This window comes from Klebsiella sp. R445 (assembly GCF_051131755.1).
In the GTDB taxonomy this organism is placed as follows: domain Bacteria; phylum Pseudomonadota; class Gammaproteobacteria; order Enterobacterales; family Enterobacteriaceae; genus Klebsiella; species Klebsiella lignicola.
In genome coordinates, this window is record NZ_CP180446.1 from 4,201,494 (window position 1) to 4,214,414 (window position 12,921).

At 57.8% G+C, this 12,921-nt stretch carries 13 protein-coding genes and 4 tRNA genes; 8 read left to right on the forward strand and 9 right to left on the reverse strand.

Annotated features, from left to right (window positions below; translation table 11 throughout):
• Nucleotides 1-12 precede the first annotated feature (12 nt).
• The 3 genes from ACMYSN_RS19820 to cobS are packed head-to-tail and all read left to right on the forward strand — an operon-like array spanning nt 13 to nt 2,815.
• Nucleotides 13-1,536 (forward strand): cobyric acid synthase, encoded by a 1,524-nt coding sequence (locus ACMYSN_RS19820; protein WP_462495898.1) that lies wholly within the window; start codon nt 13-15, stop codon nt 1,534-1,536.
• Nucleotides 1,530-2,075 (forward strand): bifunctional adenosylcobinamide kinase/adenosylcobinamide-phosphate guanylyltransferase, encoded by a 546-nt coding sequence (gene cobU, locus ACMYSN_RS19825; RefSeq protein ID WP_462495899.1) that lies wholly within the window; start codon nt 1,530-1,532, stop codon nt 2,073-2,075. Before ACMYSN_RS19820 ends, cobU begins: the two co-directional genes overlap by 7 nt.
• A complete protein-coding gene (gene cobS / locus ACMYSN_RS19830; RefSeq protein WP_462495900.1) occupies nt 2,072-2,815 on the forward strand; it encodes an adenosylcobinamide-GDP ribazoletransferase in 744 nt (247 codons plus the stop codon). The genes cobU and cobS overlap by 4 nt, the downstream gene beginning before the upstream one ends.
• Before the next feature lie 136 nt (nt 2,816-2,951).
• On the opposite strand, the gene ACMYSN_RS19835 is transcribed toward cobS, so the two are convergent.
• The 4 genes from ACMYSN_RS19835 to ACMYSN_RS19850 form a co-directional block, all read right to left on the reverse strand.
• Nucleotides 2,952-3,028, reverse strand: a tRNA-Met gene (locus ACMYSN_RS19835).
• 46 nt (nt 3,029-3,074) lie between these two features.
• Nucleotides 3,075-3,151, reverse strand: a tRNA-Met gene (locus ACMYSN_RS19840).
• Between the two features lie 46 nt (nt 3,152-3,197).
• Nucleotides 3,198-3,274: transfer RNA gene (locus ACMYSN_RS19845), tRNA-Met, on the reverse strand.
• A gap of 51 nt (nt 3,275-3,325) precedes the next feature.
• A tRNA-Met gene (locus tag ACMYSN_RS19850) sits at nt 3,326-3,402 on the reverse strand.
• Nucleotides 3,403-3,617: 215 nt separating this feature from the next.
• Between ACMYSN_RS19850 and mltA the strand changes: the two genes are divergently transcribed.
• Together mltA and tcdA are read left to right on the forward strand one after the other, a co-directional pair.
• Complete coding sequence (gene mltA / locus ACMYSN_RS19855) at nt 3,618-4,715, forward strand: murein transglycosylase A (protein ID WP_123756686.1); 1,098 nt, start codon at nt 3,618-3,620, stop codon at nt 4,713-4,715.
• Nucleotides 4,716-4,820: 105 nt separating this feature from the next.
• Nucleotides 4,821-5,627, forward strand: a complete 807-nt coding sequence (tcdA, locus tag ACMYSN_RS19860; RefSeq protein WP_154143988.1) for a tRNA cyclic N6-threonylcarbamoyladenosine(37) synthase TcdA — start codon at nt 4,821-4,823, stop codon at nt 5,625-5,627.
• Between the two features lie 78 nt (nt 5,628-5,705).
• Here the strand turns inward: tcdA and csdE are convergent, their stop codons facing one another.
• A complete protein-coding gene (csdE, locus tag ACMYSN_RS19865; protein WP_462495901.1) occupies nt 5,706-6,134 on the reverse strand; it encodes a cysteine desulfurase sulfur acceptor subunit CsdE in 429 nt (142 codons plus the stop codon).
• On the reverse strand, nt 6,134-7,339 hold the full coding sequence (csdA, locus tag ACMYSN_RS19870; RefSeq protein ID WP_462495902.1) for a cysteine desulfurase CsdA: 1,206 nt from the start codon (nt 7,337-7,339) through the stop codon (nt 6,134-6,136). Before csdA ends, csdE begins: the two co-directional genes overlap by 1 nt.
• Before the next feature lie 443 nt (nt 7,340-7,782).
• Here csdA and gcvA point away from each other — a divergent pair, with 443 nt between their 5' ends.
• The 3 genes from gcvA to rlmM are packed head-to-tail and all read left to right on the forward strand — an operon-like array spanning nt 7,783 to nt 10,208.
• Nucleotides 7,783-8,700, forward strand: a complete 918-nt coding sequence (gene gcvA / locus ACMYSN_RS19875; protein WP_462495903.1) for a transcriptional regulator GcvA — start codon at nt 7,783-7,785, stop codon at nt 8,698-8,700.
• 19 nt (nt 8,701-8,719) lie between these two features.
• Nucleotides 8,720-9,115, forward strand: coding sequence for a DUF423 domain-containing protein (locus tag ACMYSN_RS19880; protein WP_123756691.1), 396 nt, complete (start codon nt 8,720-8,722; stop codon nt 9,113-9,115).
• Nucleotides 9,108-10,208 carry a 23S rRNA (cytidine(2498)-2'-O)-methyltransferase RlmM gene (rlmM, locus tag ACMYSN_RS19885; RefSeq protein ID WP_123756692.1) on the forward strand — a complete coding sequence of 367 codons (1,101 nt, stop codon included), beginning with the start codon at nt 9,108-9,110 and terminating at the stop codon, nt 10,206-10,208. The genes ACMYSN_RS19880 and rlmM overlap by 8 nt, the downstream gene beginning before the upstream one ends.
• 97 nt (nt 10,209-10,305) lie before the next feature.
• On the opposite strand, the gene fucR is transcribed toward rlmM, so the two are convergent.
• Genes fucR through fucK form a run of 3 tightly spaced genes read right to left on the reverse strand, consistent with a single transcriptional unit; the run spans nt 10,306 to nt 12,921 of the window.
• On the reverse strand, nt 10,306-11,022 hold the full coding sequence (gene fucR, locus ACMYSN_RS19890; RefSeq protein WP_462495904.1) for an L-fucose operon activator: 717 nt from the start codon (nt 11,020-11,022) through the stop codon (nt 10,306-10,308).
• 56 nt (nt 11,023-11,078) lie between these two features.
• Nucleotides 11,079-11,501 (reverse strand): L-fucose mutarotase, encoded by a 423-nt coding sequence (gene fucU, locus ACMYSN_RS19895; RefSeq protein WP_434670229.1) that lies wholly within the window; start codon nt 11,499-11,501, stop codon nt 11,079-11,081.
• A 1-nt stretch (nt 11,502) separates the two neighbouring features.
• Entirely contained in the window at nt 11,503-12,921 is a 1,419-nt protein-coding gene (gene fucK / locus ACMYSN_RS19900; protein ID WP_462495905.1) for an L-fuculokinase, read from the reverse strand.

Below are 12,921 nucleotides of genomic sequence, written 5' to 3' on the forward strand. Positions count from 1 at the left end.
CGAGGAAGCCTTATGAAGCAGGCAATTATGTTGCAGGGGACGGCGTCCGATGTCGGCAAAAGCGTGCTGGTGGCCGGATTATGTCGAATTTTTTATCAGGATGGCCTGCGCACGGCGCCGTTTAAATCGCAGAATATGGCCCTGAACTCCGGCATCACCGCTGACGGTAAAGAGATGGGCCGGGCGCAGATTTTCCAGGCCGAAGCGGCCGGGATTGCGCCGGACGTGCGCATGAACCCGGTATTGTTGAAACCGACCAGCGATCTCAAAGCCCAGGTAGTGCTGATGGGGAAAGTGGCCACCAACATGGACGCGGTGAGCTACCACGAGTACAAACCGCGCCTGCGCGAGCAGATCCTTGAGGTCTATCGCAGCCTGGCGCAGGAGTACGATGTCATGGTCCTGGAAGGGGCCGGCAGCCCGGCGGAGATCAACCTGCGCGACCGCGATATCGTCAACATGGGCATGGCGGAGCTGGCCCAGTGCCCGGTGATCCTCGTTGCCGATATCGATCGCGGCGGGGTGTTTGCCGCCATCTACGGCACTCTGGCCCTGCTGCAGGAGCAGGAGCGCGCCAGGGTCAAAGGGGTGATCATTAATAAATTCCGCGGCGATATCACGCTGCTCTACTCCGGGATCGAACAGATCGAAGCATTAACCGGCGTTCCCGTGCTGGGCGTACTGCCGTGGCTGGAGGTCGACCTGGAAGATGAAGACAGCGTCGCGTTGCAGAAAGGCAAATACCTGAGCACCACGCAGCGCGAGATAGACATCGCGGTGATTCAGCTACCGCATACCTCGAACTTCACCGATTTCAACGCGCTGGCGGCGCAGCCGGACGTCCGCGTCCGCTACGTCCGTTATCCGCAGGATCTGGCGGGCAGCGATCTGGTGATCCTGCCCGGCAGCAAAAATACGCTGGGCGATCTGCTGTGGTTGCGCGAAAGCGGGATGGAGCAGGCGGTGCTGCAGGCGCATCAGCAGGCGATCCCTGTTCTGGGGATCTGCGGGGGATATCAGATGCTGGGCGAGACGATCGTCGATGGCGTCGAATCTGGTCTGGAGACATTACCCGGGCTGGGCCTGCTTAACACCGTGACCCGGTTTGCCCAGCATAAAACCACCACCCAGGTTGAGGCGACAATGTCGGCCGCGCTGCCGGGCTGGCTGGCTGGAGTTGGCGGCCTGCGCGTGCGCGGCTATGAAATCCACATGGGTGAGACGGTGCTTCACGGGGACAGCCAGCCGGTGCTGGCGCTGGAGAAAAACGGCCAGCGGGTCGCGGACGGGGCAATGACCGCCGACGGCCTGGTATGGGGTACCTACCTGCACGGGCTGTTCGACAGCGATGATTTCACTCGCGCGCTGGTCAACGGCCTGCGTATGCGTAAAGGGCTGAACGCGCTGGATCTGTCGGTCCATTACGCGCAATACAAATCAAAGCAGTTTGATGTGCTGGCCGCCGCCATGCGCCAGCATATTGATATCGAAAAAATTTACCATATTATGCAGCAGCATCAGGAGCCATCATGCTGATTCTGGTTACCGGCGGCGCCCGTAGCGGCAAGAGCCGCCATGCCGAAGCGCTGATTTCCGATTCGCCGCAGGTCCTGTACCTCGCGACGTCGCAGATTATTGATGACGAAATGGCCGAGCGGATCCAGCATCACCGCGATAGCCGACCGGCGCACTGGCGGACCGCCGAACGCTGGCAGCATCTCGATGAACTGATTACGCCGCACAACGACCCACAGGAAGCGGTATTGCTGGAGTGCATCACCACCATGGTGACTAACCTGCTGTTTGCTCAGGGCGGCGAGAGTTCCCCGGACGGCTGGGATTTTGCGGCGATGGAGCGAATGATAGACGACGAAATCCACACGCTGATCGCCGCCTGCCAGCGCTGTCCGGCGACGGTGGTGCTGGTCACCAATGAGGTGGGGATGGGGATTGTCCCGGAAAATCGTCTTGCGCGGCATTTCCGCGATATTGCCGGGCGGGTCAACCAGCGTCTGGCGTCTGCAGCGGATGAAGTCTGGTGGGTAGTATCAGGTATTGGAGTCAAAATTAAATGATCAAATTATTTTGGGCAACGCTCTCTTTTATCAGCCGGTTACCGGTGCCGGGCCGCTGGTCGCAAGGGCTTGAGATCGATCACTACGTGCGCGGGATTGTGACCTTCCCGCTGGTCGGGGTGTTGCTGGGCGGGCTGAGCGGGCTGGTGTTTCTGGCCGTGGCGTCGTGGTGCGGCGTGCCGCTGGCGGCGCTGTTCTGTGTGCTGGCGCTGGCGTTGCTGACCGGTGGTTTTCATCTCGATGGCCTGGCCGACACCTGCGATGGGGTGTTTTCCGCCCGTGGCCGGGAACGGATGCTGGAGATCATGCGTGACAGCCGGCTGGGAACCCACGGCGGGCTGGCGCTGATTTTTGTCCTGCTGGCAAAAGTGCTGGTGATTAGCGAACTGGCGCTGCGCGGGGCACCGGTTCTGGCTGCGCTGGCGGCTGCCTGTGCGGCGGGGCGAGGTGTCGCCGTGCTGCTGATGTATCGCCATCGCTATGCCCGCGAAGAGGGGCTGGGCAATGTGTTTATCGGCAAAGTGAGCGGGAAACAAACCTGCGTAACGCTGGGCGTGACCGCCATTCTCGCGGCCATGTTGCTGCCCGGCATGCAGGGCGTCATGGCGTTGGGGATCACCATGGTGGCGATTTTTGCCATTGGGCAATTATTGAAACGTACCCTGGGCGGGCAAACCGGCGACACGTTGGGAGCCGCGATAGAACTGGGTGAGCTGATTTTCCTGCTGGCACTGTTGTGAGTCAGTATGAGTAACCGGGCGCCATGGTCGCTCCGCATGGGGTGGCGATGGCGTATCTGGTATCAAGGTTATTGGATAGCTATGAGGGTGGCGGGGCGCAGAAACAAAAAAACACCCGTTAGGGTGTTCATTGTGTTGGTTGCGGGGGCCGGATTTGAACCGACGACCTTCGGGTTATGAGCCCGACGAGCTACCAGGCTGCTCCACCCCGCGTCCGTCTTTACTCTTCATCGAGTAACTTGCTTATCAGATTTTAAATTGGTTGCGGGGGCCGGATTTGAACCGACGACCTTCGGGTTATGAGCCCGACGAGCTACCAGGCTGCTCCACCCCGCGTCCGTCTTTACTCTTCATCGAGTAACTTGCTTATCAGATTTTAAATTGGTTGCGGGGGCCGGATTTGAACCGACGACCTTCGGGTTATGAGCCCGACGAGCTACCAGGCTGCTCCACCCCGCGTCCGTCTTTACTCTTCCATCGAGTAAAGCTTACTGCTTATCTGATTTTAATTGGTTGCGGGGGCCGGATTTGAACCGACGACCTTCGGGTTATGAGCCCGACGAGCTACCAGGCTGCTCCACCCCGCGTCCGTGGATGCGCACTATACTCCGCTAACGTTCTGATGCAACCCTTTTTCATCTAAAACAGTAATTTTGTAATAACTGATGTATAAAAGAGCGCTTTTCGCTGGTTTTTTGCTCAAATTTGTATTTGTGATGCTTTAGCGCATTTCAATAGCCCTGGGGGTTTGTTATCTTCCCTCCTCACGAACCGCGACTAAGCAGCGTAAAGAAGAGATACCATGAAAGGACGTTGGGCAAAGTATGTAGTGACCGGAGCAATGATGGCAATGCTTGCCGCTTGTTCCTCAAAACCGACCGATCGCGGCCAGCAGTATAATGAAGGGAAGTTAACCCAGCCGTTTTCGCTGGTTAACCAGCCTGATGCGGTGGGTTCGCCCATTAACGCCGGTGACTTCTCCGAGCAGGTCAGGCAGATTCGCAGTGCCTCACCGCGCCTCTATAATAGCCAGAGCAACGTTTATAGCGCGCTGCAGCAGTGGTTAAGCGCCGGTGGCGATACCCGCACCTTAAGCCAGTACGGTATTGATGCCTGGCAGATGCAGGGTGCCGATAGCTACGGCAACGTGCAGTTCACCGGCTACTACACCCCGGTGGTGCAGGCGCGCCATACCCGTCAGGGCGAATTCCAGTACCCTATTTATCGCATGCCGCCGAAACGCGGTAAGCTGCCGTCCCGTGCCAGCATTTATGCCGGTGGGCTGAGTGACGCCTATATCCTGGCCTACAGCAATTCGCTGATGGACAACTTTATTATGGACGTGCAGGGCAGCGGCTATATTGATTTTGGTGACGGCTCGCCGCTGAACTTCTTCAGCTATGCCGGCAAAAACGGCTGGTCTTACCGCAGTATTGGCAAAGTGCTGATCGACCGTGGCGAAGTGAAGAAAGAAGATATGTCGATGCAGGCGATTCGTGAATGGGGCGAAACCCATAGCGAAGCGGAAGTGCGTGAACTGCTCGAACAGAACCCGTCGTTCGTCTTCTTTAAACCGCAGTCATTCGCACCGGTGAAAGGGGCGAGCGCGGTTCCGCTGATTGGCCGCGCGTCGGTGGCCTCTGACCGCAGCATTATTCCGCCGGGCACTACCCTGCTGGCAGAAGTGCCGCTGCTGGATAACAACGGCAAGTTTAATGGTCAGTACGAACTGCGTCTGATGGTGGCCCTGGATGTGGGCGGGGCGATTAAAGGGCAGCATTTCGATATTTACCAGGGCATCGGGGCGGACGCTGGCCATCGTGCTGGTTGGTATAACCACTATGGTCGCGTCTGGGTGCTGAAGAACGCACCGGGTGCTGGCAACGTCTTTAGCGGTTAACATCTCCTCTCCTTGTTCCCCGGTCGCGCCGTGCGTACCGGGGCGACGGTAGCCCGGTACGGCGCCTGTGCGCCATCCGGGTTTTTCCACTTATTCTGAGGTTTTATGTCTGTTGTAATCAGCGACGCCTGGCGCCAGCGTTTTGGCGGTACGGCGCGTTTATATGGTGAAAAAGCGCTGCAGTGTTTTGCGCAGGCGCATGTCTGCGTCGTTGGCATTGGCGGCGTCGGTTCCTGGGCGGCGGAAGCGCTGGCACGAACCGGTATCGGCGCGATCACCCTCATCGACATGGACGATGTCTGCGTCACCAACACCAACCGGCAGATCCACGCCCTGGGCGGCAACGTCGGGCTGGCGAAAGCCGAGGTGATGGCCGAGCGTATTCGCCTGATTAACCCGGAATGCCGGGTGACGGTGATTGACGATTTTGTCACGCCGGAAAACGTGGCTGAGTATATGGGCGCCGGTTATAGCTACGTGATTGATGCCATCGATAGCGTGCGTCCCAAGGCGGCGCTGATTGCCTGGTGTCGCCGTAATAAAGTGCCGCTGGTGACCACCGGCGGGGCGGGCGGACAAATCGACCCGACGCAGATTCAGGTGGCTGATCTAGCGAAAACTATCCAGGATCCGCTGGCGGCGAAGCTGCGTGAACGGCTGAAAGGGCAGTTTGGCGTGGTGAAAAACAGCAAAGGTAAGCTGGGGATTGATTGCGTCTTCTCAACCGAAGCGCTGGTTTATCCGCAGGCCGACGGCAGCGTATGCGCCATGAAGAGTACCGCCGAAGGCCCGAAACGGATGGATTGTGCCTCCGGCTTTGGCGCGGCGACGATGGTGACCGCCACCTTTGGCTTTGTTGCCGTATCCCATGCATTGAAGAAAATGCTGGCGAAGGCCGAACGTCAGGGATAGGTTTTTGCGCGCCTGATACGGGCTACGGGGTTAACAGTAGCCCGTATTAGGCGCAGCGCCAGCCGAGGGAATCAGCGGCTATACCTCGCGGGCGGCAGCAAGCACCGCCTCGCTGAGGGCCGACAGGCCCTGACTGCGCGACGCGCTCAGCTGACCGCGAAGTCCCAGCTCATCAAACAACGCCAGCGGATCCCGCGCCAGCAACTCCGCCGCGCTTTTGCCTTCGACGGCGGTCAGCAGCACCGCCAGCAGCCCACGCACGATGCGTCCTTCGCTGTCGCCGAAGAAATGCAGCCTGCCATCAACCACCTGATATCCCAGCCAGACGCGGTTCTCACAGCCGGCGATCTCCCGGGCCTGAGCCTTTAGCTCGTCGCTCAGCGTGGGAAGCTTTTTGCCGAGTAAAATCAGCTGCCGGTATTTATCCTCCCACTGGGTCAGCGGAAGGAAGGTTTGCCGTAACGTCGCGTCGGTGACGGCGGTGCCAAAGGGATGTGAAGCTGTCATTAATCCACCAGTATTTCCAGGGCGCGGTCAACGGCGTGAACCAGCGCGTAAACATCGTCCTGGGTATTATAAGGGGCAAACGAGGCGCGCAGGGTGCCGCTGACGCCCAGCGCCGCCAGTAACGGCTGGGCGCAGTGCTGCCCGGCGCGTAACGCAATTCCGGATTCTGCCAGCAGGGTGACCATATCGCTGTGGTGTACGCCAGCAAAATCAAAGGCCAGCAGGCTTGAATCCTGGCAGCGGAACGAACGGAACCCCGGTCGTTTAGCCAGCGCCTCTTCGGCCAGCGTCGCCAGGCTGCGGCTCCAGCTTTCGGCCTGGGCGATATCGCAATCTTCCAGCCACTCCAGCGCCGCGCTCAGGCCAATCACTCCGGCGACGTTGGGGGTACCGGCTTCCAGACGATAGGGCACCGGCTGGGTAGTGAAACCCTCGAAGGTCACCTGCGAAATCATCTTGCCGCCGCCAAGCCATGGCGACATGGCGTCGAGGAGATCGTTTTTGCCGTAGAGCACGCCAATCCCGGTCGGGCCATACAATTTATGACCAGAGAAAGCATAAAAATCGATATCCAGCGCCTGTACGTCGGCGGGGAAATGGACTGCGCCCTGCGCCCCGTCTACCATTACCACCATCCCGGCATCATGGGCGTGACGGATCGCCGTCGCCAGGTCCGGGCAGCCGCCGGTGACGTTGGACATCTGGCCGATTGCCAGCAGCCGACTGCGCGGGGTGATCAACGCAGGCAGCAGAGTGACGTCTGGCAGACGATCGGCGCCGATCGGCAGTTTAACGATCCGCGCACCGGTCTGCTCCGCCACCATCAGCCAGGGCACCAGGTTGGCATGATGCTCTGCCTCGCTGACGATGATCTCATCGCCGGGCTGCAGGCGAGGGCGAAGATAGCTTTGCGCCACCATATTAATGGCTTCAGTGGTGCCGCGGGTCCAGACGATATCTTTGGCGGATGGCGCATTGAGCAGCGTCGCCACGCGTTCGCGGGCATCTTCATAGCGCTCGGTCAACCGCTGAGCGGCGGCGAACTGGCTGCGATGCACGTTACCTGCGCTGAGGCGATAAAACTGGTCGCTGGCGTCGATCACCGCAAGCGGCTTCAGCGCCGTCGCGGCGCTATCAAGATAAACGCCAGCATCGGCCAGCGCAGGAAACTGGGCGCGAAATTGCGCAGGGTTGAATGCGTTCATGGAATTCCTCATTGCAATACGTCGATCGTCGCGCAAATTAGCCATCAGGGCAAGGCTGGAGAGAGCAAGAGTGTGGGGAATCGTGAGCGTGCGGTGACGGACAGGCAAAAAAAAGCACCGCTTGTTGCGGTGCTACATTAAATCACTATGGACAGACAGGGTAAATGTACAGGAAGTGAAAAGGGGTAGCTTAGCTACCATGGTCCGCAAAGACAGACCAATTGCAAACACAACAACACAACATCACAACCGTAAGCCAAAAGCTTGTTGGAACACGCATTCCAAAAAAAGCTCTTCGTTCCGGCTCAGGAAGTGCCGCCACTATAGGTATTTGCTGGTAGAACCTCAACGGACAAATTATAATGGCTCAGATAAAAAAAACTAATAGGTTAACTGTTGTTTCCTGTTTGTTAAATTGCCTTAACATCTAAGCCAGAATAACTATGTCAAAGCGATTACCCCCCCTGAATGCATTACGTGTTTTTGATGCAGCCGCACGTCATTTAAGCTTCACTCGCGCCGCCGATGAGCTTTTTGTGACCCAGGCCGCAGTAAGTCATCAAATCAAGTCACTAGAGGATTTTCTAGGGCTGAAGCTGTTTCGACGCCGCAACCGTTCGCTGCTGCTGACGGAAGAAGGACAGAGCTATTTTCAGGATATTAAAGAGATTTTTTCGCAACTGACCGAAGCGACACGTAAACTGCAGGCCCGCAGTGCAAAAGGGGCCTTAACGGTCAGTTTACTGCCCAGTTTTGCTATTCAGTGGCTGGTGCCGCGACTTTCAAGCTTTAACTCAGCTTATCCGGGGATCGACGTCAGGATCCAGGCGGTGGACCGTCAGGAAGATAAGCTGGCGGATGACGTCGACGTGGCAATTTTCTATGGCCGGGGCAACTGGCCAGGGCTGCGCGTCGAAAAACTGTACGCCGAATATCTGCTGCCGGTGTGTTCACCGGCGTTGTTGACCGGCGACAGGGCATTGAAAACGCCTGCCGATCTGGCGCAACATACGCTGTTGCACGATGCTTCCCGTCGCGACTGGCAAACTTATATCCGTCAGCTAGGTCTAAGCCATATTAATGTGCAACAGGGGCCTATCTTCAGCCACAGCGCGATGGTGCTGCAGGCGGCGATTCACGGGCAAGGGGTGGCGCTCGCGAATAACGTGATGTCCCAGTCCGAAATTGAGGCCGGGAGACTGGTCTGTCCGTTTAATGATGTCCTGGTCAGTAAGAATGCGTTTTATCTGGTTTGTCATGACAGTCAGGCTGAACTGGGTAAAATAGCCGCCTTCCGGCAGTGGATACTGGCGAAAGCGGCGAGCGAACAAGAAAAATTTCGTTTTCGTTACGAACAATAGATGATTGTAGGGTAAAAACATGACCAGCCGTTTTATGCTGATATTCTCCGCGATAAGCGGTTTTATTTTTGTGGCTCTGGGCGCCTTTGGCGCACACGTGCTGAGTCGCACCATTGGGGCGACAGAAATGGCCTGGATCCATACCGGGCTTGAGTACCAGGCGTTCCATACGCTGGCGATTTTCGGCCTGGCGGTGGCGATGCAGCGTCGCATCAGCATTTGGTTCTACTGGAGCAGCGTGTTTATGGCGCTCGGTACCGTATTATTCAGCGGCAGCCTCTATTGCCTGGCGCTGTCGCATTTGCGCCTGTGGGCGTTTGTTACGCCGGTGGGAGGCGTGAGCTTCCTCGCCGGTTGGGTATTAATGTTAATTGGTGCAATTCGTCTGAAACGTAAGGGCGTTGTTCATGAATAAGGTTGTCCTCTATTGTCGCCCCGGGTTTGAGAAGGAGTGCGCAGCAGAAATTACGGACAAGGCTTCCCGCCTTGATATCTTTGGCTTTGCCCGGGTTAAAGAAGACTCTGGCTATGTCATTTTTGAATGCTATCAGATGGAAGATGGCGACAAGCTGGTGCGTGACCTGCCGTTCAGCTCGTTGGTGTTTGCCCGTCAGATGTTTGTGGTTGGCGAACTGCTGCGCGACCTGCCGCCAGAAGACCGCATCACGCCGATTGTCGGCATGCTGCAGGGCGTGGTAGAGAAGGGTGGCGATCTGCGGGTTGAAGTGGCCGACACCAACGAAAGTAAAGAGCTGATGAAGTTCTGCCGTAAACTGACGGTTCCGCTGCGCGCCGCGCTGCGTGAAGCTGGCGTGCTGACCAACTATGAAACGCCAAAACGTCCGGTAGTGCATGTGTTCTTTATTGCCCCTGGCTGCTGCTACACCGGTTATTCCTACACCACCAACAATTCGCCATTTTATATGGGGATCCCGCGTCTCAAGTTCCCGTCCGATGCGCCGAGCCGTTCAACGCTGAAGCTGGAAGAGGCATTCCACGTCTTTATTCCTGCCGATGAGTGGGACGAGCGTCTGGGCAACGGCATGTATGCGGTAGACCTCGGGGCCTGCCCTGGCGGCTGGACCTATCAGCTGGTCAAACGCAATATGTGGGTGTCGTCAGTGGATAACGGCCCAATGGCGCAGAGCCTGATGGATACCGGGCAGGTGACCTGGCTGCGTGAAGATGGATTCCGCTACCGTCCAACCCGCAATAACATCTCGTGGATGGTGTGCGATATGGTGGAAAAACCGGCTAAAGTGGCGGCGTTAATGGCCCAGTGGCTGGTGAATGGCTGGTGCCGTGAAACCATCTTCAATCTCAAACTGCCGATGAAAAAGCGTTACGAAGAGCTGTCGCGTAACCTTGCCTATATCCAGGAACAGCTGGATGAACACGGCATTAATGCGCAGATCCAGGCGCGTCAGCTGTATCACGATCGTGAAGAAGTGACGGTGCACATTCGTCGCCTGTGGGCGGCAGTTGGCGGGCGTCGTGACGAGCGCTAAGCGCCTGTGAACGTCCGGAGATACCCGTCTTCAGTCACCGCATGAAGAGGGTATCGCGGCGCCGCCTGTCGGCGCCGTACCCGCGGTGCCGATGGCGCTACTTTGCCGCCAGCTGCTCATCAGAAATAATATGTGTCACATCATCAAGGTGGCCAATACTGGCCTCTCCCGAACGATTAAACTTACTTTTGTCGATCAGCAGTAACGACTGCGCCGCGCGTTTAAGCAGCAGCGATTTAAACTCGGCATTCACGATATTCGAATCCCACAGTGTGCCATTGCTATCAATGCCTTCGCAGGAAAAAATAAACAGATCGATCTCCAACGGTTTGACCTGCGAGATCAACGATGGGCTGACGTAGCAGCCGTTTTTACGCTGCAGAGTCCCGCCGGAGCAGGTGAGCTGAATATTTTCGCGTTTGCTCAGCTCCTGGCAAATAGGCTGGCTGTTGGTAAACACGTGCAGGTTGATATCCGGCAGCTGACGGGCCAGATACCAGCAGGTGGAACTGGCATCCAGGGCGATCACCATCCCTTCGTCGATCCACGCCAGCGCGCCGCGGGCGATGTCCGCTTTATGGGCATAATGGCTTTTGAGGCGGATGTGAAATGGATCGCCGCTGTCCTGGCTCTCCCGATGAATGATTTTGACCCGCCCGTGGTTACGCAACACTTTTCCCCGGGACTGCAGGTCGCTGAGATCGCGGCGAATCGTCTCTTTGCTGACGTTAAGCTGGAGCGATAAGGCTTCGGTCGTCAGGCTACTGTGGCTGATTAGCAGGTCTATTATCGCTTGCTGGCGTGCCGCTTTCATTGTCTCATCCTGTCATTCGATGAACGCCCGCATCAGGCGGACGCTCCGGCATGAGATTACGGCGTTACTCCTTTTTTTAAAAGAATATTCCCGTACTTAGCACGCTCGCCTGTGATAACGATCGCAAAGGCTTTTTGCGCTCGTTCATAGAAGGCAAAACGGTCAATACGCGTGATCTCCGGGCAGGAGCCCTGGTACGAAAGCGCGTCGCGGTAGCGCGTTTCCACCTGCGGATCGAGCGTATCGCCCTCTACCACTGCCATCATCACCAGCGGCGGCGCATAGCTGTCCAGCTCAAACAGCGGAATAATCGCCCGCAGCAGATCGCTGACCAGCAGGCCGTCGGCACGCAGCACCTGTGGCCCGACGCTGTGAGCCGGAAAGTGGGCGTCGGAGAAAATAATTTCATCCCCATGGCCCATCTCTGCCAGCACCTTAAGCAGTTCCGGCGAGATAAGCGGCGAGATCGTTTTTAACATTTCAGGCTCCCTCTGTCAGTTCAGGTTCGGTATGCGGGTAGAAATAACGGTAACGATAGTCCACCTGGGCTCTGGCCTCCTCGGGGGTGGCAAATTCCCCTGTGCCAGACCAGGCGTACATCGCCGCGCCGGCAACGGTGGTTTCGGCGTCATCCAGGACTTTGATCGGGATATTCAACATGTTGGCTTTGATTTGATTCCACAGCAGGTTACGACTGCCGCCGCCAACCAGCAGCAGTTCGCTGGCGGTAAAGTGGCCGATGGTTTCCAGGGTGCGCAGGTTATTGTGCAGCTGAGTGGCTAAGCCTTCCAGCGCGGCGCGATAAAAATGGCCGCGGGTGGTATTGAGCGTGACGCCTTGCCAGCCAGCATTGTGGCAGGCGAGCAGATCGCACTGCATGGTTACGCCCCCGGCGCCGTCTGGGATTTGGCGGGCCTCGTCAATCAGGGTTTGCCACGGTGTCTCTGCGGTCCAGAGCAGCTGGCGTACCCACTCCAGCACGCCGGATGCCAGCCACTGCATGCCGGGGTTAGCCAGTCCGGCATGGCTGTCCAGCTCGCAGGTGGAACCGGGATACTGGCTGAGCAGGGACGTGTTGACCCTGGCGCTACGCACCATCAGGATTTCCCAGGTCCCGGAGGAGAGCACCGGTTCATCCTGCTGCGCACCGGCACCGAACAGGGCAAATTGCGTGTCGTGCCCGGCAGAGAACACCGGGATCCCGACAGGCAGTCCCAGCAGCGTGGCGGCGGTATTTTGCAGGACGCCAATTCGCTCACCGGCTTCAACCAGCGCAGGAAACAGACGACGTGGTATCCCGGAGGCATCAAGGATCGCCGGGCTAAAATCGCGCTGATGAAGATCGAGCATCTGGCTGGTGCCGGCCATGGTGGTATCGGTGGTGAACGCCCCGGTTAAGCGGTGGTTGATTAACGAGGAGATAAACAACCAGGCGTGGGCTTTTTCCAGCAGCTGCGGGTGGTTTTCTTTGAGCCACACCAGCTTGTATAGCGTATTGAAGCTGAATGCGCCGACGCCGGATATTTCCTGTAGCCGTTGCGGGGCCATGATGCGGCCGATATTTTCCATCACCGCGAGCGTGCGCGGGCATTTCCAGCTGATGATCGGGTAGAGCAGTTCGCCCTGTTCATCGACCAGCGCACCGTCCACGCCAAAGGTGGTGACGGTGATACCGCGGATCCGACAGTGAGCCAGTTCCGCGCTCAGGCGCCGGCAGCACTCGGCGAAGCGTTGCAGAATGGCGTCCAGCGACCACTGGTGCCAGGCCACGTTCTCGCAGGCGCTCTCGCTGGCGTTGGCGGTCGATGCCCGGGCGACAATCTTCCCCTGACGGTCGACGGCGATGGCCCGCACGTTGGTGGCGCCGCAATCGAGGACCAGGATGACTTCATTTTTCAT

Coding starts and splice junctions, on each gene's coding strand:
- tcdA (WP_154143988.1), top strand. CDS start 4,821: ATGTCTGTTGTAATCAGCGACGCCTGGCGCCAGCGTTTTGGCGGTACG.
- cobS (WP_462495900.1), top strand. CDS start 2,072: ATGATCAAATTATTTTGGGCAACGCTCTCTTTTATCAGCCGGTTACCG.
- mltA (WP_123756686.1), top strand. CDS start 3,618: ATGAAAGGACGTTGGGCAAAGTATGTAGTGACCGGAGCAATGATGGCA.
- csdE (WP_462495901.1), bottom strand. CDS start 6,134: ATGACAGCTTCACATCCCTTTGGCACCGCCGTCACCGACGCGACGTTA.
- fucU (WP_434670229.1), bottom strand. CDS start 11,501: ATGTTAAAAACGATCTCGCCGCTTATCTCGCCGGAACTGCTTAAGGTG.
- ACMYSN_RS19880 (WP_123756691.1), top strand. CDS start 8,720: ATGACCAGCCGTTTTATGCTGATATTCTCCGCGATAAGCGGTTTTATT.
- gcvA (WP_462495903.1), top strand. CDS start 7,783: ATGTCAAAGCGATTACCCCCCCTGAATGCATTACGTGTTTTTGATGCA.
- fucK (WP_462495905.1), bottom strand. CDS start 12,921: ATGAAAAATGAAGTCATCCTGGTCCTCGATTGCGGCGCCACCAACGTG.
- fucR (WP_462495904.1), bottom strand. CDS start 11,022: ATGAAAGCGGCACGCCAGCAAGCGATAATAGACCTGCTAATCAGCCAC.
- rlmM (WP_123756692.1), top strand. CDS start 9,108: ATGAATAAGGTTGTCCTCTATTGTCGCCCCGGGTTTGAGAAGGAGTGC.
- ACMYSN_RS19820 (WP_462495898.1), top strand. CDS start 13: ATGAAGCAGGCAATTATGTTGCAGGGGACGGCGTCCGATGTCGGCAAA.
- cobU (WP_462495899.1), top strand. CDS start 1,530: ATGCTGATTCTGGTTACCGGCGGCGCCCGTAGCGGCAAGAGCCGCCAT.
- csdA (WP_462495902.1), bottom strand. CDS start 7,339: ATGAACGCATTCAACCCTGCGCAATTTCGCGCCCAGTTTCCTGCGCTG.